The sequence below is a fragment of the Streptomyces sp. CB02009 genome, assembly GCF_001905825.1.
GTDB lineage: Bacteria > Actinomycetota > Actinomycetes > Streptomycetales > Streptomycetaceae > Streptomyces.
Map to the genome: position 1 here is coordinate 949,067 of NZ_LIVV01000002.1, position 19,877 is coordinate 968,943.

General features: G+C 72.8%; 20 protein-coding genes. 14 read left to right on the plus strand and 6 right to left on the minus strand.

The genetic code is table 11. From position 1 onward, the window contains the following. The first annotated feature begins 159 nt into the window (after positions 1-159). From AMK27_RS11305 to AMK27_RS11335, 7 genes are all read left to right on the plus strand, one after another. Complete coding sequence (locus AMK27_RS11305; protein ID WP_073905179.1) at positions 160-2,418, plus strand: ATP-binding protein; 2,259 nt, start codon at positions 160-162, stop codon at positions 2,416-2,418. Positions 2,419-2,729: 311 nt separating this feature from the next. Continuing rightward, a complete protein-coding gene (locus tag AMK27_RS11310; protein ID WP_073905181.1) occupies positions 2,730-3,392 on the plus strand; it encodes a hydrolase in 663 nt (220 codons plus the stop codon). 4 nt (positions 3,393-3,396) lie between these two features. Continuing rightward, a complete protein-coding gene (locus tag AMK27_RS11315) occupies positions 3,397-3,903 on the plus strand; it encodes a DoxX family protein (RefSeq protein ID WP_073905183.1) in 507 nt (168 codons plus the stop codon). Between the two features lie 193 nt (positions 3,904-4,096). Further along, positions 4,097-4,675 carry a Dps family protein gene (locus AMK27_RS11320; RefSeq protein ID WP_073905185.1) on the plus strand — a complete coding sequence of 193 codons (579 nt, stop codon included), beginning with the start codon at positions 4,097-4,099 and terminating at the stop codon, positions 4,673-4,675. Positions 4,676-4,779: 104 nt separating this feature from the next. Continuing rightward, entirely contained in the window at positions 4,780-5,733 is a 954-nt protein-coding gene (locus AMK27_RS11325; RefSeq protein ID WP_073905187.1) for an alpha/beta hydrolase, read from the plus strand. Then, positions 5,730-7,625, plus strand: a complete 1,896-nt coding sequence (locus tag AMK27_RS11330) for an amidohydrolase (RefSeq protein ID WP_073905189.1) — start codon at positions 5,730-5,732, stop codon at positions 7,623-7,625. Before AMK27_RS11325 ends, AMK27_RS11330 begins: the two co-directional genes overlap by 4 nt. A gap of 134 nt (positions 7,626-7,759) precedes the next feature. Further along, positions 7,760-8,401 carry a GPR1/FUN34/YaaH family transporter gene (locus AMK27_RS11335; RefSeq protein ID WP_241847467.1) on the plus strand — a complete coding sequence of 214 codons (642 nt, stop codon included), beginning with the start codon at positions 7,760-7,762 and terminating at the stop codon, positions 8,399-8,401. Positions 8,402-8,456: 55 nt separating this feature from the next. Here AMK27_RS11335 and AMK27_RS11340 read toward each other — a convergent pair whose 3' ends face one another. Then, positions 8,457-9,407, minus strand: a complete 951-nt coding sequence (locus tag AMK27_RS11340) for an alpha/beta hydrolase (protein ID WP_107425552.1) — start codon at positions 9,405-9,407, stop codon at positions 8,457-8,459. Between the two features lie 136 nt (positions 9,408-9,543). Beyond that, complete coding sequence (locus AMK27_RS11345) at positions 9,544-10,536, minus strand: AraC-like ligand-binding domain-containing protein (RefSeq protein ID WP_073905194.1); 993 nt, start codon at positions 10,534-10,536, stop codon at positions 9,544-9,546. 368 nt (positions 10,537-10,904) lie between these two features. On the opposite strand from AMK27_RS11345, the gene AMK27_RS11350 reads away from it, so the two are divergent. Then, on the plus strand, positions 10,905-11,741 hold the full coding sequence (locus AMK27_RS11350; protein ID WP_073905196.1) for an alpha/beta fold hydrolase: 837 nt from the start codon (positions 10,905-10,907) through the stop codon (positions 11,739-11,741). A 127-nt stretch (positions 11,742-11,868) separates the two neighbouring features. Here AMK27_RS11350 and AMK27_RS11355 read toward each other — a convergent pair whose 3' ends face one another. After that, a complete protein-coding gene (locus AMK27_RS11355) occupies positions 11,869-12,258 on the minus strand; it encodes a hypothetical protein (RefSeq protein ID WP_241847423.1) in 390 nt (129 codons plus the stop codon). Between the two features lie 132 nt (positions 12,259-12,390). After that, a complete protein-coding gene (locus AMK27_RS11360; protein ID WP_073905198.1) occupies positions 12,391-12,984 on the minus strand; it encodes a TetR/AcrR family transcriptional regulator in 594 nt (197 codons plus the stop codon). Positions 12,985-13,091: 107 nt separating this feature from the next. Here AMK27_RS11360 and AMK27_RS11365 point away from each other — a divergent pair, with 107 nt between their 5' ends. After that, on the plus strand, positions 13,092-14,060 hold the full coding sequence (locus tag AMK27_RS11365) for an NADP-dependent oxidoreductase (RefSeq protein WP_241847424.1): 969 nt from the start codon (positions 13,092-13,094) through the stop codon (positions 14,058-14,060). A gap of 46 nt (positions 14,061-14,106) precedes the next feature. Here the strand turns inward: AMK27_RS11365 and AMK27_RS11370 are convergent, their stop codons facing one another. After that, positions 14,107-15,000: a LysR family transcriptional regulator gene (locus AMK27_RS11370; protein WP_073905201.1), complete on the minus strand. Its 894-nt coding sequence runs from the start codon at positions 14,998-15,000 to the stop codon at positions 14,107-14,109. Between the two features lie 140 nt (positions 15,001-15,140). Here AMK27_RS11370 and AMK27_RS11375 point away from each other — a divergent pair, with 140 nt between their 5' ends. Both AMK27_RS11375 and AMK27_RS11380 read left to right on the plus strand, forming a co-directional pair. Next, positions 15,141-15,995 carry a 3'(2'),5'-bisphosphate nucleotidase CysQ gene (locus AMK27_RS11375; RefSeq protein ID WP_073905202.1) on the plus strand — a complete coding sequence of 285 codons (855 nt, stop codon included), beginning with the start codon at positions 15,141-15,143 and terminating at the stop codon, positions 15,993-15,995. A 78-nt stretch (positions 15,996-16,073) separates the two neighbouring features. Continuing rightward, positions 16,074-16,670, plus strand: a complete 597-nt coding sequence (locus AMK27_RS11380) for an NADPH-dependent F420 reductase (RefSeq protein ID WP_073905204.1) — start codon at positions 16,074-16,076, stop codon at positions 16,668-16,670. Between the two features lie 51 nt (positions 16,671-16,721). On the opposite strand, the gene AMK27_RS11385 is transcribed toward AMK27_RS11380, so the two are convergent. Further along, positions 16,722-17,312, minus strand: a complete 591-nt coding sequence (locus AMK27_RS11385; protein WP_073905205.1) for a TetR/AcrR family transcriptional regulator — start codon at positions 17,310-17,312, stop codon at positions 16,722-16,724. A 260-nt stretch (positions 17,313-17,572) separates the two neighbouring features. On the opposite strand from AMK27_RS11385, the gene AMK27_RS11390 reads away from it, so the two are divergent. The 3 genes from AMK27_RS11390 (at position 17,573) to AMK27_RS11400 (ending at position 19,871) form a co-directional block, all read left to right on the plus strand. Then, entirely contained in the window at positions 17,573-18,517 is a 945-nt protein-coding gene (locus AMK27_RS11390; RefSeq protein WP_073905207.1) for an alpha/beta hydrolase family protein, read from the plus strand. 56 nt (positions 18,518-18,573) lie between these two features. After that, positions 18,574-19,521: an NAD-dependent epimerase/dehydratase family protein gene (locus tag AMK27_RS11395; protein WP_073905208.1), complete on the plus strand. Its 948-nt coding sequence runs from the start codon at positions 18,574-18,576 to the stop codon at positions 19,519-19,521. A gap of 71 nt (positions 19,522-19,592) precedes the next feature. Then, a complete protein-coding gene (locus AMK27_RS11400) occupies positions 19,593-19,871 on the plus strand; it encodes a hypothetical protein (RefSeq protein ID WP_445194847.1) in 279 nt (92 codons plus the stop codon). The last annotated feature ends 6 nt before the right edge of the window (positions 19,872-19,877 follow it).

A 19,877-nucleotide genomic window follows, 5' to 3' on the forward strand; every position in this document is an offset into this window, starting at 1 on the left:
CCCGCACCTGACGGCGTTCCGCTCCACCCTCCACCACCGCGGGCCGCCGCTCGCGGCACTCCCGCGACCGTGCCTTCCCCGCGTGGTCCGGGCGCGGTGCGCGCTCGGGCAAGATGATCACATCATTGCAGGTCGGGGAAGTGGTGGAGGAATGAGGACGTGACCCAGGCAGGTCTGGAGTTCGGCGTGCTGCTGCGGCGGTTGCGCGTGGAGGCCTCGCTGACGCTGGAAGGACTGGCGGAGGCTTCGGGAGTGAGCGTCCGGGGGATCGGCGACCTGGAACGGGGACGGGTCGCCACCCCCCAGCGCAGGACGGTGGCCGCACTCGCCGACGGGCTGGGGCTGGGCAGGACGGAGCGGGAGCACCTGCTCGCCACCGCCCGCGCCGGCCGCAACCCCCGTCCGCACCCGAAGGGGCTGCGGGCCTTCCCCCGCGGCATCGACGACTTCGTGGGCCGGGAGGCGGAACTCGCGCGGCTGGCCGCGCTGGCCGCACGGGAAGGTGCGGGGATACCCGTGGTGGTCGCCGTGTCCGGGCCACCCGGCACGGGCAAGACCACTCTGGCGCTGCGAGCGGCCCACGAGCTGGCCGAACGTTTCCCGGACGGGCAGTTGATGCTCGACCTGCGCGGCATGGACGACGACCCACCGGACGCCGCCGAACTCCTCCTCCGCGTACTGAAGGCGCTCGGGGTCGCCGACCGGGAGCTGGCCATGACCGGCCCGCAGGGGCACCCCGGGCTGTGCCGGCAGGTCCTGGCCGAGCGGCGCTGCCTGCTGGTGCTGGACAACGCCCGCGACGAGGCCCAGGTGCGTCCGCTGCTCCCGGGCGCGGGCGACTCGATGGTGCTGGTCACCAGCCGCCGGATGCTCACGGGACTGGAGAGCGTCCACCGGCTGTCCCTCGGCACGCTGTCCTCGGCCGAGGCCGCCGTCCTCCTCACCGCCCTGGTGGGACGGGAACGCGCGGACGCGGATCCGGGAGCGCTGGCGGAGGTGGCCGGCCACTGCGGACACCTGCCCCTGGCCCTGCGCGTGGCGGGCAACTGGCTCGCCACCCGCACCGGCTGGGCCGTCCGTCGTCTCGCCGACCGTCTCGCGCTGGAGGAGCGCCGCCTGGACGCCCTGACCGCCGGTGACCTCCACCTCCCGGCCGCCTTCCACCTCTCGTACCGTCAGCTCACGCCCGCCGCCGCCCGCATGTTCCGGCTGCTGTCCCTGGTCGAGGGGCCCGACGCGGGGGCCGCCGGCGCCGCCCAGCTCACCGGGCAGTCGCTGTTCGACGCGGAGGACACCCTGGAGGAGCTCGTCGAGACCGGTCTTCTGGACACGGACCGGGACCGCTACCGCTTCCACGACCTGCTGCGCCTGTACGCGCGGGGCCGGCTGCGGAGCGACGAGCCGGCGGGGGACGCCGAGGCGGCCCGGTCGGCGCTGCACCGCTGGCTGCTGGAGAACACCGTCATGGCGGGCCGCTGGTACGAACCCGACCACGGTGCCCCGCCCGTCACGTGGCGGGGCAGCGTCGACCTGTCCAGCGCCGAGCACGCCCGCCAGTGGCTTCAGACCGAGGGCCCGAACTGGCTGGCCGCCCTCCGCGCGGCCGCTGCCGCGGGCGACCACGCCGGCGTCGTGGAGGTGACCGAGGCCCTGCACTGGTTCTCCGACCAGTGGATCTTCTGGGGGCACTGGCCCGAGGTCTTCGCGACCGCCGCCCGCTCGGCCCAGGCCCTGGGCGACCCCCTCCTGGAGGCCACCCACCTCAACTACCACGCCTGGGCCCTGCTCGTCTGCGAAGGCCGCCACCACGACAGCCTCGCCCGTTCCGCCCAGGCCCTCGCAGCGGCACTGCTGGCGGGCGATCCCTCCCAGCAGGGGTGGGCCCACAAGTACACCGCCTGGGCCTTCAGACTGCTCGGCGACTACGCCGCGGCGGTGCGCCACAACCGGGAGGCGGCCACCCTCTTCGAAGCCGCCGGCGACCTTCACGGGGCGCTCCAGTGCAGGGTCGAACACGATCAGATCCTCGTGGACGCGGGGAGGTACGAGGAGTCCATCGCGGAGATCCTGGACACCCTGTCCTTCCTCGACGAGGTCGGGGACCGCGTCGAGCCCCACATCGCCGACTTCACCCGCACCAATCTGCAGGTGGTCATCGGCGGCGCCCACGCCCACCTGGAGAACTGGTCCGAGGCCGCTACCCATCTGCGCATCGCCGTGGACCTGTGCCGCGCCAGCGGCAACACGGCCCTGGAGAGCCGCGCCCTGGTGCACCTCGGCAACAGTCTGCTGGCCGCGGGGCACCTCGCCGAGGCCCGGGACGCGTTCTCCGCCTGCCTCGCCCTCGGCACCACGGCCGACCCGACCCGCCTCACCGAGGCCGGGGAACGCCTCACCGCACTGGAGGCCACCCCGTGATCCTTCCCGGCCGACCGCCGAACCGACGGTCCGCCCACGGGCCCGTGCGAGGTGCCCCGCGGCCGCGTGCGAGGTGCCCCGCGGCCGCGTGCGAGGTGACCGGCAGCGCTCGTCCCTCCTCCCGGACCGGGGACCGGCGTCCTCCCGGGCCGGTGACCGGTGACCGGTGACCTCCCGGACCGGTCGTGCGCTGTCGGTACAACTCCCGGTCGCAGAAGGTCAAACCGGTCGACCGGGTCGCTCGTAGCGTGAAGAGGTGCCGGGCCGCGGAAGCGGCGGGCACGCCACCGATCGCTCCGAGAGGACCCCTCATGTTCGACATCGACCAGGTGAGCGCCGCCCCGGGCAAGGACCTGCTCACGCCCGACAACGCGGTCATGCTCTTCGTGGACCACCAGCCGCAGATGTTCTTCGGCACCGGCAGCGGCGACCGCACCGCCATCATCAACAGCACCGTGGGTCTGGCCAAGGCGGCGCGGGCCTTCGACGTACCGGCCGTCCTGACCACGGTCGCCGCCGAGTCGTTCTCCGGGCCGCTCCTGCCGCAGCTCGCCGAGGTGTTCCCCAAGAACGAGATCATCGACCGCACCAGCATGAACGCCTGGGAGGACGAGGCACTCGTCGCGGCCGTCAGGGCGACCGGCCGCAAGAAGATCATCCTCTCGGGTCTGTGGACCGAGGTCTGCCTCGTCCTGCCCGCCCTCTCCGCGCTGGAGCAGGGGTACGAGGTGTACGTCGTCTCCGACGCCTCCGGGGGCGTCACCCCGGCCGCCCACGAGCACGCCCTGCAGCGGATGACCGCCGCAGGCGCGGTGCCGGTCACCTGGGTCCAGGTCCTGCTGGAGCTGCAGCGCGACTGGGCCCGCCAGGAGACCTACGGCGCTGTCATGGAGATCGTCAAGGCCCACGCGGGCGCGTACGGCCTCGGCGTCGTGTACGCGCAGAGCGTCATCGGCGAGCACGCGGCCGGCTGACCCCGTGGACACCGGCCTGTTCATCCTGCGGCTGCTGGTCGGACTGCTCGTCGCCGGCCACGGTGTGCAGAAGGTGAGCCGGCACCTGGGCGGCAAGGGCCTGGAGGGCGGCACCGAGGAGTTCCGCGCGGACGGCTTCCGCGGCGGGGCCCTCACCGCCCTGGCGGCGGGCGGCGGCCAGATCGGCTCGGGGCTGCTCCTCGCCGCCGGCTTCCTCACCCCGCTCGCCGCCACCGGGGTCGTCGGCGTCATGACCGTCGCGCTCACCGTGAAGCGGCACAACGGGCTCTGGGTGCAGAACGACGGGTACGAGTACCCGCTCGTCCTCATCGGCACCGCCGCCGCCCTGAGCGCCACCGGCCCCGGTGCCTGGTCCCTCGACGCGGTCCTCGGTCTCACCCCGTACCCGTCGTGGTGGGCGGCCGTCGTGCTGGCGGCGGGAACCGGCAGCGGCCTGCTCACCCGGATCGTCCTGCACCGGCCCACCGCCCGGGCGGCCGCCGGGCGGTGAGGCCGTGGCACCAGGGACCGGTCCGTCGCCGGGGGGCTCCGGCACGCTGTCGACCCCGCCGCCCGAGGCCCCCGGCCGAAGCCCCCGCGCGAACCGGCCCCGCCGCTCGCGTACCCCGCTCCTCCCTGCCACGGCCTTCCCTTCTCACCCCCACCCCCTCCCTCTCCCCCTCCCTCCCGAAGAGGAGCAATCGATGGACACCCCCATGCCCGCGTACGGCGGCGGTCAGCCGCTGCTGCACCAGAAGGGCGCGGAGACCCAGGAGTTCGGCACGCTGAAGCTGCTGCCGATCGCCCTCGCCCATGACACCCGGCTGTACGCCTGCCAGCGACTGAACCGTGTCCTCGCCGACACGCAGGTCCTGTACTCCCTCTACAAGAAGCACCACTGGCTCATGCGCGGGGCCACCTTCTACGCGCTCCACCTGATGCTCGACAAGCACGCGGAGGCCCAACTGGCCATCGTCGACGCGCTGGCGGAGCGCGTGCAGAGCCTCGGCGGCGTCGCCGTCGGCGATCCGCGCCACGTCGCGGAGCTGACGGCGGTTCCCCGTCCCCCGGACGGCGTCGAGCCCGTCCCGGTCATGCTGTCCCGGCTGCTCGACGCGCACGAGCGGATCCTCGTCGATGTCAGGGACGCCGTCGTCCGGCTCTCCGAGGCGGGCGACGAGGGCAGCGCGGACCTGCTCGTGTCCGACGTCATCCGCACCGGAGAGGCGCAGGTGTGGTTCCTGGCCGAGCACCTGGTGGACACCCCCCTGGTGCGTGGCTGACGGACTCGGACGCCCGTCCTGCCCACCCGCATCCCGTTCCCTCGGACCCCGTTCACCCACCCCTGTTCACCCACCCCCGTCCATCTCTCGGAGGAGAATCCCCGATGAAGAACCGCCCGATCCTCGAACCCGCCGCGCAGGCGTTCGCCGACGCCACCGCCCAGCCGCCGTACCTGTACCAGATCCCCGTGGCCGAAGGCCGCAAGGCGGTCGACGACGTACAGAGCGGCGGGGGAACCGATCTCCCCGACGTCGACGAGGAGTGGGTCACCGTCCCCACCGGCTCGGCCGGCGACGTCCGTACGCGGATCGTCCGTCCGCGCGGCGCGACCGGACCGCTGCCCGTCGTCCTGTACGTCCACGGCGCCGGATGGGTGTTCGGAAACGCCCACACCCACGACCGGCTCGTCCGCGAACTCGCCGTCGGCACCGGCGCGGCCGTCGTGTTCCCCGAGTACGACCTCTCGCCCGAGGCCCGGTACCCCGTGGCCGTCGAGCAGAACTACGGCGTGGCCCGGTGGATCGCCCGCGAGGGCGGGGAGAGGCAGCTCGACGGCACCCGGATCGCCGTCGCGGGAGACTCGGTCGGCGGCAACATGACCGCCGCGCTCACCCTCATGGCCAAGGAACGCGGTGATGTGACGTTCGTGCAGCAGGTCCTCTTCTACCCGGTCACGGACGCGAGCTTCGACACCGACTCCTACCACGCCTTCGGCGAGGGCTACTTCCTGCGCCGCGACGCCATGAGGTGGTTCTGGGACCAGTACACGACCGACGAGGCCGAGCGCGACCTGGCCACCGCGTCCCCGCTGCGTGCCTCCACCGAGCAGCTCTCCGGCCTGCCGCCGGCCCTCGTCATCACCGCCGAGGCGGACGTCCTGCGCGACGAGGGCGAGGCGTACGCGGCGAAGCTCCGCGCCGCCGGGGTGCCCGTCACCGCGCTGCGCATCCTGGGAACCATCCACGACTTCGTCATGCTGAACGCGCTGCGCGGTACGCAGGCCGCGGAGCTCGCCATCGGTCTCGCCACCAGCACCCTGCGCAAGGCCCTCGCATGACGCTGCCGTCGACCAGCATGCCGGTGGCGGGCCTCGTGCCCGCCCCCCACCGGGAGGCGGACCACGCCGACCTCCTCGTCCGCAACGCCAAGGTGTACACCGGCGACCCCCGCCGCCCCGAGGCCCGTGCCGTCGCCGTCCGCGACGGCCGGATCGCGGCCCTCGGCGACGACCACGACCTCTCCCGCCTCGTCGGGCCGGGCACGAGGGTCGTGGACGCCCTGGGCCGCCGGGTGGTCCCCGGGCTCAACGACTCGCACCTGCACGTGATCCGGGGCGGACTGAACTACGTCCTGGAACTGCGCTGGGACGGGGTGCGCAGCCTTCGGCACGCTCTGGCGATGCTCCGCGAACAGGCCGGCCGCACCCCCAAGGGGCAGTGGATCCGCGTCGTCGGCGGCTGGACCGCCGAGCAGTTCGCCGAGCGCCGGATGCCGACCGTGGCGGAGCTGAACGCCGCCGCTCCCGACACCCCGGTGTTCGTCCTCCACCTGTACCAGTCGGCGCTGATGAACCGGGCCGCGGTGCGCGCCGCCGGATTCACCAAGGACACCGCCGACCCCCGCGGCGGCCAGATCGTCCGGGGCCGTAACGGCGAGCCCACCGGCGTCCTCCTCGCGGCGCCGAGCGCCCTGATCCTGTACTCGACCCTCGCCAAGGCGCCGACCCTCGACGCGGCCGACAAGCGGACGTCGACCCGGCACTTCCTGCGCGAGCTGAACCGCTTCGGCCTGACGTCCGCGGTCGATGCCGCCGGCGGGTTCCAGAACTTCCCCGGCGACTACGCCACGGTCGCCGACCTCGCCCGGTCGGGAGAGCTGTCCCTCCGGATCGCCTACCACCTCTTCCCGCAGACGGCCGGACAGGAACTCGCCGACCTGCGGCGCTGGACCGAGACGGTCGAGCCCGGGGGCGGGGACGAGTGGCTACGGCTCAACGGCGCGGGGGAGAACCTGACATGGGCCGCCGCCGACTTCGAGAACTTCTCCGAGCCCCGTCCCGAACTCGCCGCCGGATACGAGGCCGAGTTCGAGCAGGCGGTCCGGCTGCTGCTGGAGAACGGCTGGGGGTTCCGGCTGCACGCCACGTACGACGAGACGATCCGCCGCGACCTGGCGGTGTTCGAGAAGCTCGCGGCCGAGGGGCTGTTCCCCGGCGGCAACCGCTGGCTCTTCGACCACGCGGAGACCGTCTCCGACGCCAGCCTCGACCGCATCGCGGCGCTCGGCGGCGCCCTCTCCGTGCAGAACCGGATGTCCTTCCAGGGCGCCGCGTTCCTCGACCGCTACGGCGCCGAGGCCGCCGCGCGCACCCCACCGGTCCGCGGCATGCTCGACCGGGGGCTGACCGTCGCCGCGGGCACCGACGCGACCCGCGTCTCCTCGTACAACCCCTGGCTCTCCCTCCACTGGCTGGTCACCGGGCGAACGATCGGCGGCACGCCGCTGTACCCGGCCGGCAACCTGATCGACCGGGAGGTCGCCCTCGGCCTCTACACCCGCGGGGGTGCAGCGCTCACCGGAGAGCAGGACGTCAAGGGCACCCTGCGCGAGGGCCGCTACGCCGATCTCGCGGTGCTGTCGGCCGACTTCCTCACCGTGCCCGAGGACGACATCCCCGACATCGAGTCCGTCCTCACCGTCGTCGGCGGCCGGATCGTCTACGCGGCCTCGGAGTATGAAGGGCTCGACGAGGAGCTTCCGCCGGTCGGCCCCGAGTGGAGCCCGGTGGCGCGCTTCGGCGGCTACCAGCGGGACCGGACCGGCGCCCGTCAGGCAGCGCTCGTCGCGGAGGCCGCCGCCGAATCCGAGCAGCACCGGCGGTGGCGCGTCGCGCGCGGCGCCGCCCCGGAGAATCCGCCGTCGTTCGTCGACCCCTGCTTCGCGCACTGAAAGAGAGAGCCCCCATGCCCGCAGCCTCCTCCTCCGACGCTGCCGCCGCCGACAGTGGCGACGACGGCGACGACGCCCGGCCCGTCCGGACGGACGCTCCGCCGGGTCGTCGCTTCGAGCCCGACCTCCGGACGATGACCCGCATCAACCTGCGCCCCATCGCCTCACCCATGCCGCTCGGCTTCTTCACGATCGCCATCGCGTCCGTCATGACGGGCTGCCTCCAGCTCGGGCTGCTCGGCGAAGCGGCCCGCACCGCCGTCGCCCTCACCGTGCTGCCCGCCTTCGTCCTGCAACTCCTGGTGGCCCACCTGGCCTTCGGTGCCCGAGACGTGATCGCGGCGACGCTGATGGCGGTCTTCGCCGGCAGCTGGCCGGCCTACGCGCTCGTGGTGCTCAGCGGCGCGGCCGACGGACCCCGGGTCCTGGGCGTGTTCAACCTCGCGCTGCTCGTCTTCGGCGCCCTGATGACCGCCGTCACGCGACCGAAGCGCGCGCTCTGGCTCGTCCTGGTGGTGTCCCTGCCCCGTTGGGCGGCCACCGGCCTCGCGGGTGTCACCGGAGCCGACTGGCTCACGCGCACCGCCGGGGCCCTCGGTCTCGCCGTGGCGCTCGTCGCGATGTACACGGCGTTCGCCCTGATGCTGGAGGACATGCGCAGCGGGGAGGTCCTGCCGATCGGGCGCAGCGGTCCCGCCCACCTCGCCGTCGAGGGCGATCTGTCCGTCCAGCTCCGCAACCTCGAACGCCAGGCCGGCGTACGCCGCACGCTCTGACGGCACCCGGTCCACCCCGTCGATTAGCCGCCCAGGCTCCCCGCTCAGCGAGGTCTCAGAGGTCGTGCCGGTGCAGGGCGACGTGCACGGTGTCGAGGGCCTGGACGAGGGCGGCGCGCGCGGCGTCCGTGTCGCGCAGCCGATCGAGCACCAGGAAGCCGTGGACCGTCCCGGCATAGCGCACGGACACCACCGGCACCCCGGCCGCCCGCAGCCTCCTCGCGTACGCCTCACCCTCGTCGCGCAGCACGTCGGCCTCGCTGGTCACCACCAGAGCGGGCGGGAGTCCGGCCAGTTGCTCCAGCGAGGCCCGGAGCGGGGACGCGGTGGCCCGGCCCCGCAGTCGTACGTCGGGCAGGTACTGGTCCCAGAACCAGCGCATGGTCTCCGCGCGGAGGAAGGAGCCCTCGGCGAACTCCTCGTACGAGGCGGTGTCGAAGCCCGCGTCGGTGACCGGGCAGAGCAGCACCTGCTGGAGGATCCGCACCCCACCGCGCTCCTTGGCGAGCAGGGTCAGCGCCGCCACCAGGTTGCCTCCCGCCGAATCACCCACGGCGGCCATCCTGCCGCCGTCCAAACCGATCTCGCCGCCCTCCTCACAGATCCACCGCGCGGCCGCGTAGCACTGCTCGAGGGCGATCGGGTAGCGGGCCTCCGGGGACCGTTCGTAGTCGACGACGACCACGGCCGCGTCCGTGCCGAGGGCGAAGGCGCGCACCAGGCGCCGGTGGGTGGCGGCGTCGCCCAGGACCCAGCCCAGGCCGTGCAGGAAGAGCACGACGGGGAGCGCGCCGACACTCCCGGCGGGCCTGACGACCTGGACCCGTACGTGACCGGTCGGTCCTCCCGGCAGCGCGTACCACTCCGTGTGGGTGGCCTCCTCGTCGAGAGCGTCGAGAGGGTCGGGAGAGTCGGGAGGGTCCTGGTCCTGGAGACGGGCGAGGTCCCGTCGGGCCCGTTCCGGATCCGGGTCGTGGGCCGCCGGGGGGCATGCGTGGCGGGCCACGAACGCCCTTGTCACGTCGTCCAGTTCCGGCCGCCGAGCGGACGGAACGGACGGAGGGTCGAAGGCGGCCACACGCGGTCTCCTGACGGGATGTCCTGAAGCGAAAAGGGTGTGCGGGTGTGAGGGGCGGCGGGTGTCATCCACCGGAGACCGCAGGGGCGGCCGTGAGGTCGTCCCCCGCGGCACGCAGGCCGCGCCATTCGCGGGGGGAGACGCCGTACGCGTCGCGGAAGGCCCGGCTGAAGTGGGCGGGGCTGACGAAGCCCCACCGCTGGGCCACCGCGGACACGGTGGGCGCCGTCCGGCCGCGGCGGGCCAGTTCCCGGCCGCACTCCTCGAGGCGCCTCTGCCGGATGAGCCGGCCGACGGTGATCCCCTCACCCTGGAACAGGCGGTGCAGGTACCGGACCGAGATCCCGTGGTGGTGCGCGATGCGCTCCGGAGAGAGGCCCGGGTCCCCCAGGTTGAGGTTGATGTGGTCGAGGACACGCGGCAGCAGGTGGCCCCGCTCGCCCCCGTCCGGGCGATCCGCGTGGGCCCGCTCCTCGATCAGCGTGGCGAACAGGTCGACGACGTTTCCCGCCAGCCGGTTGGCGACGGTCGGCGGGTAGCCGCCGGACGGGGACGAGGCCAACGCGGCCAGGAAGGGGAGCAGCATCGCCCCGAAACCGTCCCCGGTACTGATGGCCCGGCCCGTGACCCGGCGGATGTCGCCGTCCGGCACGCCCAGCGCGTGGCGCGGCAGTTGGAAGACGTGCGTGGCGAACCGCCGCGGATAGTCGATGGAGTACGGGCGGGCGGTGTCGTACACCACCAGGTCGCCCTCGCTCACCTCGGCCCGTCGGCCGTCCTGGACGAAGGTGGCCGTGCCCGACACCTGCACGCCGACGGCGACGAGCGCGTCGGACGAGGCGGCAATCAGGGCAGGGGTGCGGCGGACGCGCTCCGCGTCGGCCTCCATCGTGGAGACCTGCAGATACCCGAGGCGGTCGGTGGCGATCCGGCCGTCGAACGGTCCGTCGCCCCGTGGGGTGACCGTCATCGGCACCAGCGTCCTGCTCACCGCGTCGTTCCAGTACGCGACCTTGTCACGGTCGGGTACGGAAGCGGTCGTCAACACCAAACTCACGTTGTTCTCCGGTCAGGGGGAAGAGACCCGGGGCACGGCATGCGGGAACCGTCGCTGTCTCCCCGGAAGGCGCGGGACGCGGCGCGCTCACCGGAGTGCGACCGGAACCTGCCGGCGGACCCCGGGCGCCTGCCCGCACTGATCAGCCAACCAGCGGGACTTTTCCGCCTCCAGGCAGAACCGCAGGCAGGAATGACCGGGCCCGATGTGCACGTCCGAGCTCCGGTCGGCCCTGGCGGAGGATCTGCGCCCTCGGGCAAGACGCCGTGCGCCACACGGCAACAGACGTGCCGCCGGGCGGCTTAGCGTGACGGTGTTCCGGGCAGCGCAGAAGCGTGGAACACCACCGCATACCGAGGAGAGACACCATGCCGTTCATCACCGTGGGCCAGGAGAACACCAGCCCCGTCGAGCTCTACTTCGAGGACCAGGGCACGGGGCAGCCGATCGTCCTCATCCACGGGTTCCCGCTCGACGGGCATTCCTGGGAGCGGCAGACCGCCGCGCTGCTCGACGCCGGGTACCGGGTGATCACCTACGACCGCCGCGGATTCGGGCGCTCCTCCCAGCCGGCCACCGGCTACGACTACGACACCTTCGCCGCCGACCTGAACACCGTCCTGGAGACCCTCGATCTCGACGACGTCGTGCTGGTCGGCTTCTCGATGGGTACGGGCGAGGTGGCCCGGTACATCTCCCGGTACGGCTCCGGCCGGGTCGCCAAGGCCGCCTTCCTCGCCTCGTTGGAGCCCTGCCTGCTCAAGAGCGACGACAACCCCGACGGCGTGGCCCCGAAGGAGTTCTTCGACGGCGTCGTCGCCACGGTCAAGGCCGACCGCTACGCCTACTACACGAACTTCTTCCACGACTTCTACAACCTCGACGAGAACCTCGGCAGCCGGATCAGCGAGGAGGCCGTCCGCAACAGCTGGAACACCGCGGCCCGAGGCGGCTCGTTCGCCGCGTCCGCCGCCCCCGCCACCTGGTACACCGACTTCCGCGCCGACATCCCGGCCGTCGACGTGCCGGCGCTGATCCTGCACGGCACGGCGGACCGCGTCCTGCCGGCCGAGGTCACCGCGCGCCCCTTCCACAAGGCGCTGCCGTCGGCCGACTACGTCGAGATCGAGGGCGCTCCGCACGGTCTGCTGTGGACCCACGCGGAGGAGGTCAACGCGGCGCTGCTCGCCTTCCTGGCGAAGTGACGTTGCTTCACCGCTCCTGACGGGGTGTCGCCCCACGAGCGGCGACACCCCGTCTTCAGGCGTCTCGTCTCAGGGAACGCTGCCCGCGGGGCACCACGTGACCCCCGGGTCCCGCCTCAGAGGCCATTCAGACACCGTCGAGCGCGCCCACGGCCGCACGGATGTGGTCCGGCCCGCCCCCCGGCCGCTTCCCGGAGCACCACCAGGAGAGCAGCCCCTCCACGTCGCGCGTGTGCATGCCCAGGTTGTGTTCGGCACACAGGGGCCACGCCTGCCACAGACACTCGGAGACGGTGTCCTGAGCGGCGTCGGCGACGATCGCCAAGGCATCGGCGGAGTCCTCCGGCGTCTCCGGGTACAGATAGGGCCCGTGCCACTCGCCGTTGGCCAGGGCGACGTAGACACGCTCCGGCTCGTCGTCCTCGTAGGAAGGCTGGGCCAGCAGTTGCAGAGGCGCCTGCTCGGGAAGTGTCGCGGCCAGGTCCTGGTTGAGGACCGCGAGAGCCTCGTCCCACAAGGGGTACTCGCCTCGCGCGACCTGACGGACTTGGGGTGGATCGAAAGGATCATGCATCGGGCCATCTTCGGCGACGGACACCCCGGACCTCAATCGCTTCCACCTCGTGAGGAAAGCCTTCCGCCCCGCCCGTCAGGCCCTGCCGGCATCCGGGTGCGCGAGGCCGTCCATGAGCAGGGCGAGCAGGCGGTCGCGGCGTGCGGCGATGGACGGCGCCTGGTCGGCGATCCAGCTGAGGGCGTTGGCCAGGGCGAACAGGTCGGTGCCGTCGACATCCGGCCGGATCCTGCCGGTCTCCTGGGCCGCCCGCAGCAGCCGCCCGCCCGCCTCGCGCATGGCCAGGCAGGAGGCGTGCAGGGCGGAGTCCGGATCGCCGAGGGTGGCCATCAGGGAGGCCGGGAGCCCCTGGAAGGTGCCGGCGCGTTCGGTGAAGGCGCCGAGCCAGTCGGCCAGTGCGCGGTCACGCGGCAGGTCCGCGTCGAGCAGTCGGGCGGCCTCCTCTGCCAGCTGGTCGAAGCCGGTGCGCAGCAGGGTTTCCAGGAGTGCGTCGCGGGTCGGGAAGTGTCGGTAGAGCGTGCCCAGTCCTACCCCCGCCCTGCGGGCGACGTCCCGGAGCGAGGCCTGCGTACCGTCCTCGCCGACGACCTCGGCCGCTGCTTCGAGGATGCGCTCGCGATTGCGGTGCGCGTCGGCGCGCTGCCCGGGGCGGGCCGCTTCATCTCGCATGGGGATTCCTGACGTTGACAAACGGAGCACCGCTCCGCTTACTATCCGGAGCAGTGCTCCGGATAGTATCCGGCCGGGGCGCTTCATACGGCGTCAGGGGGAAAGACGTGGGGACAGCGACGATGCGGGCCGTACGGGTGCACGCCTTCGGCGACCCGGAGCGGCTGGTGTACGAAGAGGTGCCGCGGCCCGTTCCCGGGCCGGGTGAGGTGCTGGTGCGCGTCCACGCCGCGGGTGTCAACCCGCCCGACTGGTACGCGCGCAGGGGCTTCGCGAACATCCCGGAAGAGATACGTCCGGTGTGGCCGCTGCCGTTCGTCCCGGGCTCCGACGTCTCCGGCGTGATCGTGGGCGTGGGCGACGGGGTCACCGACTGGCAGCCCGGCGACGAGGTGTTCGGGCTGGTGAACTTCCCCGGCCGGGCCTCGGCGTACGCAGAGTTCACGACCTCGCCCGCCGCCCACCTCGCCCGCAAGCCGGCCGCGCTTGGGCATGTGGAGGCCGCGGCCGTGCCGATGGCGGCCCTCACCGCCCACCAGTTCCTCGTCGAGCACCTGAGGCTCGGGCCTGGCGGCACGGTCCTGGTCAACGGCGCGGGCGGCGGAGTGGGCCACTTCTGCGTGCAGCTGGCCAGGATCGCGGGCGCCTCGCAGGTGATCGCCGTGGCCTCCGGGCGGCACGAGGCGTTCCTGAAGGGCCTGGGCGCGGACCGGTTCGTCGACTACACCCGGGTCGTGGTCGAGGACGTCGTACGGGACGTCGACGTGCTGATCGACGCCGTCGGCGGCCCGGACGGTCATCGCTTCCTGCCGGTGATGCGGCGCGGCGGCTCCCTCGCCGCGGTCTTCCCGGGGGAGTACCACCGCGAGCGCGCGGCGGAGCTCGGCATCTCTGTGGACGGATGGCAGGTCCGCTCCAGCGGGGAGCAGCTGGCCGTGCTGGCGGGTCTGATCGACGCCGGCCGGCTGAGGGTCGGCATCGACGGCGTCTTCCCGCTGAGCGAGGCGTCTCGGGCCCATGCCCGCGCCGAACAAGGCCATCTGCAGGGGAAGATCGTCCTCCGGGTGGTCGACTGAGGGGCTCGGGGCTCCGCGGGAAGCCGCTTCGGTGGCCGGAAGGGCGTCATCCGGCCAGGGCGGCTCGCGCCAGTTCCCGCAGCCAGGTGTGGGCGTGGTCGGTGTCATGGCGCTGGTGCCACGACAGGTACACGGGCGCCGAGGGGAGTTCGAGCGGCAGGGGGAGCAGGGTCAGCCCGAGGCCGGCGGCCGTCGTGCGGGTGGTGATCTCGGGGACGCTGACCACGAGGTCGGTGCCGCGTGCGAACTCCAGCGCGGCCGCCTCCGTGGGGGCGGCCGCCACCACCCGGCGGGTGAGGCCGAGCCGGGTGAGGGCGTCGTCGACGGCGTTGCTGAGGTTCCCACGCCGCGAGACGGTGACGTGGTCGGCGGAGGCGTACGCCTGCGCGGTGAGGGTCCGGAGCCGGGTGAGGGGGTGTTCCTGCCTCACGACGGCGACGAGGCGGGTCTCGCCCACCTGCTCGGCGCGGATGTCCGGTGCGCCCGGGCGATTGGCGTTCGCCTCCAGATCGACCTCACCGCGGCGTAGTTCAGGGGTGTCGGTACTCGACTCCGCGACGAAGCGCAGCCGTACGCCCGGCGCCTCTCCCTGTACGGCCGTGAGCAGCGCGGGGCCGCCGAGGGCGACCAGGGAATCGTGCCAGCGCAGGGTGAAGGTGCGTTCCAGCGTCGCCGGATCGAGTTCGCGGCTCGGTGCCAGCACGTCCCGGACCTGCTGCAGCAGCTCGTGCACCTGCTCCCGGACGGCGATCGCGTAGGGCGTCGGGGTCATGGCGCGGCCGGTGCGCACCAGGATCTGATCGCCGGTCGTGCGCCGGATCCGGCCCAGGCTCCGGCTCATCGCGGGAGCGGTGACGTGCAGGCGGGCGGCCGCCCCGGCCACGCTTCCTTCCTCCAGCAGCGCGTCGAGCGCGGTGAGCAGATTCAGATCCAGTTGCATGGGAGTCATCCCAGCCGTGTTTGACATGCACTTGATGCTAATGGAGTGGGTGCGTAGCGTCGTTGTCACGGAGCCGGACGGAACGCACGGACCGGCCCGAAGCCTTCTTCAACGCCCTTTGCTCAGACGGGAGTACCCCCATGTCCGAAACCCTTCAGGCCACTGACGTCACAGCCACTGCCGCAGCCACGTTCATCGCCGCCGTCTCCCTCTCCGACGCCGACCTGCTCGCCGAGACCGCGGCCGCCGTGCGCGAGGCAGGTGCCGCACTGCGCGAGCGGTTCGGCGAGGTGGTCCCGTACGACACCCGCGAAGAGCTGATGAGCGCGCTCGCCGCCAACGACGACACGGCCCTCGGCATCCTGCGCCCCCGCCTCACGGGCCTGCGCCCGGACGCCGGCTGGGTGGAGGACGAGCTGGACGGCGGCGCGCTGCCGTCCGGTGAGTGGTGGGTCGTGGATCCGGCCGAAGGCAACGTCAAGCACCTGCACGCCCTGCCCGAATGGGCGGTGACCGCCACCCTCGTGCGGGACAACCAGCCGGTCCTCACCGTGGTCCACCTGCCGTTGACCGACCAGACCTACACCGCGCTCGCCGGCGCGGGCGCCCACCTCGACGGCCGCCCCCTGCACGTCTCCCGGACCGCGGACCTCGGTCTGGGCGTCGTGGCCACCAGCCAGGCCCGGCCCGACGAGGACGCGGACGTCGTCCGGCGCGTCGGCTCCTCGATCACCGCGATGCTCTTCGACGCACTCGTCGTCCGCGTCGCCGTGCCCGCCACCCTGCACCTGGTGAACGTGGCCGCCGGCCGGCTCGACGCCTTCTGGCAGTTCGCCGGCGCCCGCGCGGACCTGCTGCCCGGCGCGCTCCTCGTCGCGGAGGCCGGCGGACGGATCTCCGACGCCGAGGGCCGTCCCTGGACCCCGCAGAGCGCCGGCTTCCTGGCCGCCGCGCCCGGCGTCCACGCCCAGGCCGTCAGCACCCTCTCGCGCTGACCGAGCACCGCCGAACCTGGGCACCGCCCCACCCCGATCATCGCCCCACCCCAACTCACGACAAGGGACCCCACCCTCATGACCACGATCGCCGTACTCGGAAACGGCCGCGTCGGCGGCAACCTGGCCGCCGCCCTCACCCGCGCGGGGCACGAGGTGACCGTCGCGGACCGCACACCGGGCGCCGCCGCCGAGGCCGCCCGCCGCGCCCGGATCGTCATCAACGCCACCCCGGGCGCCGGCTCCCTGGAGCGGCTCGCCGACCTGCGCGACGCGCTGCGCGGAACCGTCCTGGTCGACGTCTCCAACGCCACCACCGACGGACCGGACGGCCTGCCCGCCGACCTGCTCTACCCCGGGTCGAGCCTGGCCGAGCAACTCCAGGAAGCGCTCCCCGAGACGCACGTCGTCAAGACCCTCAACACCATGCTCTTCCCGGTGATGACCGCCCCGGCCATGCTCACCGAGACGCCCACCGTGTTCCTTTCCGGCGAGGACCCCCGTGCCAAGCAGACCGTACGCGAACTCCTCGCCGACCTCGGCTGGCGCGACGAGTGGATCACCGACCTCGGCGGCATCAGGTCGGCCCGCGCCACGGAGGCGGCGATCCTCTTCGTCCCCCATGTGATCCGCGCCGGCGGATTCGCGCCCTTCGCCGTCTCGATCACCCGCTGATCCCCGTACGCACCACGATTGAGCCGATGAGCCGATGAGCGGGTGTCGTGGTCAGCGGGACTGCCGCAGCCCCGCGAGCAGGAGTGCGACCAGGCGGCGCGCGTCGTAACGGGGGTCGGCTTCGGTGCCGATGCAGAGGTTTCCGATACCGCGCATGAGGTCGTAGGCGTCGAGCCCGGGGCGGGCTTCGCCGGCGGCGACCGTGGCTTCGAGGAGCAGGCTGCACACGGGGAGCAGGCGTTCGAGGAAGTAGGCGTGCAGCGTCTCGAAGCCGGCACTGTCGGCCTGCATCGCGGCGGCCAGGCCGTGTTTGGTGACCAGGAAGTCGACGAAGAGGTCGACCCAGGCTTCGAGCGCGGCGAAGGGCGTGGGGCCGGCCGCCAGCAGGGCCGGTCCGGCTTCGGCGCAGGTGTCGACCTGGTGGCGGTAGACGGCGATGACGAGGTCGGCCCGGCTGGGGAAGTGGCGGTAGAACGTGCCGAGTCCGACGCCGGCCTTGGCGGCGATCTCGCGTACCGGGGCGTCCACGCCCGACGTGACGAAGACCGCGGCGGCGGCGTCCAGCAGGGTCTGCTGATTGCGGCGGGCGTCCTTGCGCGGGGAGGCGGCCGAACTTCCCTGGCGCGGGCTGCTCTCGTTCACCGCGGCGCTCCTTCTCATGACGGTGTTGCAAAACGGAACGACGTTCCGTATCGTAAGTGGAACAAGGTTCCGTTTCATTGAATGATGGCAGACCAAAAGGCCGGTGGCCAGCTCACGCCGTCCGCGCTCCCTTGCGGAGGCGGAAGAACCCGCGTACCGCACACCGCGCCCCCGCTCCCGCCACGGCAGGTCCCACGGCGCCGCCCTTCGTCCGCCGCCGGGCCGCCGAGGGGCGAAGACCCTGATCGGAAGGCACTCCCATGTCCCACTCGAACGCCCTGATCGCCCGGAATCCCGCGGATGCGGCCGCCGCGGTGGTGTCCGTGAAGCCGGTCGTCCTGGCCGCCCCCGGCGGCCGGGGCGCGGACCTCCAGGTGCGTGTGTCCGCACCCGTGACCGGCAACGACCTGCCCGTCGTGGTCCTCTCGCACGGCTTCGGCTCGTCGATGGACGGCTACGCCCCGCTGGCCGACCACTGGGCCGCGCACGGCTTCGTGGTCGTCCAGCCGTCCCACCTGGACTCCCGGACGCTCGGCATCCCGGCCGAGGACCCTCGTACCCCGCGGATCTGGCGCCATCGCATCGAGGACATCACGTCCGTACTGGACGGACTCGACGTCCTGGAGGCGTCCGTCCCCCGCCTCGCCGGACGGGTCGACCAGAGCCGCGTCGCCGTCGCGGGCCATTCCTGGGGAGCGCAGACCGTCAGCACCCTGCTGGGAGCCCGCGTCCTCGACGCCGACGGCACGCCCGGCGAGGACATGTCCGACCCCCGCGTGACGGCGGGAGTGCTGCTCGCGCTCACCGGCCTGGGGGACGATCTGACCCCGTTCGCCGCCGAGCACTTCCCCTTCATGAGGCCGTCGTTCGCCACGATGGCCACCCCGGCGCTCATCGTCGCCGGCGACCGGGACCAGTCCCGGCTGTCGACCCGCGGACCGGACTGGTTCACCGATCCGTACACCCACAGCCCCGCCGACAAGAGCCTGCTCACCCTGTTCGGCGCGGAGCATTCGCTCGGCGGCATCGTCGGACGCGAGGTCGCCGAGACCACCGACGAGAACCCGGCGCGCGTCGCCCTCGTCCAGCACCTCACCACGGCGTTCCTGCGCAAGGCCCTGCTGGGCGACGAGGCCGGCTGGAAGGCGGCACGCACCGCGCTGGAGGAGGACCCCGCCCCACTGGGAGAGCTGAGGAGCAAGTGAACCGCCACCCCACCACCACGGCCGACGCCCGCCACCGAAACGCATAAGGACACCTGATGATCCTCGTCACCGGAGGCCTCGGCTTCATCGGATCCCATACCGTGCGCGCCCTGCTCGACCTGGGCGAGGAGTGCGTCGTGGTCCAGCGCCGCGCCCGCGCGCTCCCGCCCGTACTCGCCGGCGAACCGGTGCGGGTCGAGCAGGCGGACATCACCGACCGCGAGGCGCTCCTGGCCGTCGGCCGACGCCACGACATCACCGGCATCGTCCACCTGGCCGGCTCCTACCCCTGGCCGCCCGTCCCCGAAGCGCCCGTCGAGGCGACCCGGAAGTCCCTCGACGGGCTCCTGAACATCGTCGAGGCCGCTCAGCAGTGGGGGGTGCGGCGCCTCGGCATCGCGAGCACGATCGGCGTCTACTTCGGCGCCGCGAACGACGGACCGCTGCGCGAGGACACCCCGCTGTCGATGACCGCGGCCGTCTCCATCCCCACCTTCAAGAAGGTGGGAGAGATGCTCGGCGGCTTCCTCGCCGACACCACCGGCCTTGACATCGTCCACTACCGCATCTCCGGCACCTGGGGCCCGCTCGGGCACCTCGACCCCTTCTTCGCCGCCCCCGCCCTGGTCCACGCCGCCGCCCGCGGCACCGCGGCGGACCTGGGCCACCTCGTCCATCCGGCTTCCGCCGCCGACGGTCTCGACCTGACCTACGTCAAGGACACCGGACGCGCGATCGCCCTCCTGCAGCTCGCGCAGGCGCTGAACCACCGGACCTACAACGTCGGATCCGGCCGCGCCACCACCAACGCCCAGATCAGCAGCGCCATCAGAAAAGTGGTCCCCGACGCCCAGGTCGACCTCGCCCCAGGGCACGTCGACGCACCCCACCTGGTGCTCGACATCAGCCGCCTCACGCGAGACACCGGTTACCGGCCCGCGTACGACACCGAACGCGCGGCCGCCGACTACATTGCCTGGCTGCGCGCGGGCCACGACAACTGAACCCGAGCCGCCGAGTGCGCGCCCGGGAGGCCGCAGACCGGAGCCTCAGCCTGCCCACGGCCGCGGCCGACATGCGGCGCCTCCCGTTCGCCGACGGCGGAGGGCGCACCGTCACCTTCCAGCTCTGGCACTGGCACGAGGACGGGGAGCGGTACGACCTGGAGCACTTCCAGCTCCTCCCGGAGGGCGGAGAGCGGCGCGTCCAGGTCCGCCGGGCGACCTACTGGGCACTCGGCCACGACCTGCTGGCCGGTCTCGCGGCCGCGGCCGGGTTCGTGGCCCCTGGGTGGCGGATGCCCCAGGAGACGGGCTTCTTCCAGCCCCTGCTGGTGGCCCGAGCCGGCGCGTAGACGCTC